Raw genomic sequence first — 2201 nt, forward strand, 5'->3', positions numbered from 1 at the left:
GCTGTAGGAAGTCCCTCTGCTCGATAATTGCGAATCCAGTGTCTAACCTGACTAGATGAACCTACGTTGTGCAGTTTAGCAAGATAGGTAGAGCCTCCCTTGCCAGATAAATAATCTTGAATAACGCGTTGTTTTAATTCTATGGAATATTTGACCATAAGAAAAGACCTCCGAATGGAAAGGTTATAATAAACTAGACACAAAGTTAAGAGAAATCGTGGAAAGGTTTATTATGGCAAGAAGAAAATTCGATAAACAATTTAAAAATTCTGCAGTAAAACTCATTCTTGAAGAGGGTTTCTCTGTTAAAGAAGTCAGCCAAGAGCTTGAGGTTCATGCCAATAGTCTTTATCGCTGGGTTCAAGAAGTTGAAGAATATGGAGAAAGTGCTTTTCCAGGCAATGGGACAGCCCTAGCTAATGCCCAACATAAGATTAAATTGTTAGAGAAAGAAAATCGTTATCTTCAGGAGGAACTTGAACTTCTAAAAAAGTTCCGGGTCTTCTTGAAGCGAAGCAAGTAAAACGTTTTGAATTTCTCTTGAAACATCATGGGAAGATAAAAATTAAGCATGCAGTAAAAGTTCTTAAGGTTTCTCGCTCAGGTTTCTATGAATACATGCATCGTCGTCCTTCAAAACAACAAGTGGAGAGAGAAATTCTCTCAGAGAAGATAAAAGCTGTCTTTCATGAGCATAAGGGACGCTATGGTGCGGTTAGAATTACCAAGGTACTTCATAATACTGGTATTATGACCAACACGAAACGTGTTGGGAAACTGATGCACTTGATGGGACTTTATGCCAAGGGAAGCCGTTATAAATATAAACATTACAACAGAAAAGGAGCTTCGCTTTCAAGACCCAATTTAATTAATCAGATCTTTAAAGCAACAGCTCCTAATAAAGTATGGCTGGGAGACATGACCTATATCCCTACCAAAGAAGGCACCTTATACTTAGCCGTGAATATCGACGTTTTTTCACGTAAGATTGTAGGCTGGTCAATGTCTTCACGGATGCAAGATAAACTGGTGAGGGATTGCTTCTTGCAAGCTTGTGGGAAAGAACATCCTCAGCCTGGCTTGATTGTCCATACTGATCAAGGGAGTCAATATACAAGCTCTCGTTATCAATCTACTCTTCGTCAAGTCGGTGCTCAATCTAGCATGAGTCGTAAAGGAAATCCATATGACAATGCAATGATGGAGTCTTTTTATAAGACGCTAAAGAGGGAGCTTATTAATGATGCTCATTTTGAGACAAGAGCTGAGGCTACTCAAGAAATATTTAAATACATTGAGACCTATTACAATACAAAAAGGATGCATTCAGGTCTTGATTACAAGTCTCCAAAAGACTTTGAAAAATATAATTCTTAAATTCTCTTAACTCCGTGTCTAGTTTTTCGTTGACTTTCCATTAAGCGAATGTTAATATAATTATGATAGACTATGCTTATTCCAGAAAAACTTTTCATAAATACTCATGAAAAACATCAACTATTGATGTTTTTCTTATTGACAAATAATATTGAAGTGGTAGAATGGGTACATTATAATAATAACCCCTAAAAATCATTGAATGGTTTTTAATCTACTTAGTAAAAAATCTCTTTCTAACTGAAGGAGTTTTTTTATTAAAAGTGAGCAAAAATTTACGAAAGTTTTTAAAATGAAAATTTTATGTTTTTCACTTCAGAAATGGTATCTTTCCGAAAAACAAAAATTTTTCCGAAACTTATTATTTCTAGAGTGAAAATCATTAAACTCCCTTTTAAAACTTTTTTCTTTTTTATAATGAGAAATCTCTTTCAGTCAGAAGTAAATTTTACTATGGAGATTTTAAAATTAATGACTGAGATTTTTGATGGAAATATTTATTTAAAACTGAACTCAAAAATTATTTTCGAAAGATATTGTTCATTTTTTGTTTAAATATTTGATTGTAGTCCAATGTCAACGGAAATAAAATACTAGACAAAAACGGAAAACCAAAACAAGAAATTTACGCTTTTAAATTAGGAACAGTTTTTGAAACACACCAATTAGTTGAGTATGAAAATTTACCAAAACCAGTTGCTTATGTGCCGGACAACCCTGATGATAATCGCAAATTATTTTTCTCAATCACAAAGGCAAGTGCTGTTCCAATTAAGGTTTTAGAAACCACAGAAATGTGTTCTGGGGCAAATGGTTTTTAC

2 protein-coding genes are annotated in these 2201 nt (G+C 34.0%); one reads left to right on the forward strand and one right to left on the reverse strand.

Annotation, left to right across the window (positions count from 1 at the left end; all coding sequences use genetic code 11):
- Nucleotides 1-158, reverse strand: a 158-nt coding sequence (locus ABZ953_RS39230) for a transposase (protein WP_361734316.1), incomplete at its 3' end; no start/stop codon positions are given.
- Between the two features lie 74 nt (nucleotides 159-232).
- Here ABZ953_RS39230 and ABZ953_RS39235 point away from each other — a divergent pair.
- A protein-coding gene (locus ABZ953_RS39235; RefSeq protein WP_152023957.1) for an IS3 family transposase occupies nucleotides 233-1380 on the forward strand; the annotation gives its coding sequence in 2 pieces (ribosomal slippage) (nucleotides 233-485 and nucleotides 485-1380; 1149 coding nt in all).
- Nucleotides 1381-2201: the final 821 nt, after the last annotated feature.

Origin of the sequence: Streptomyces sp. NPDC046465 (genome assembly GCF_040646035.1) — a bacterium.
In the GTDB taxonomy this organism is placed as follows: domain Bacteria; phylum Actinomycetota; class Actinomycetes; order Streptomycetales; family Streptomycetaceae; genus Streptomyces.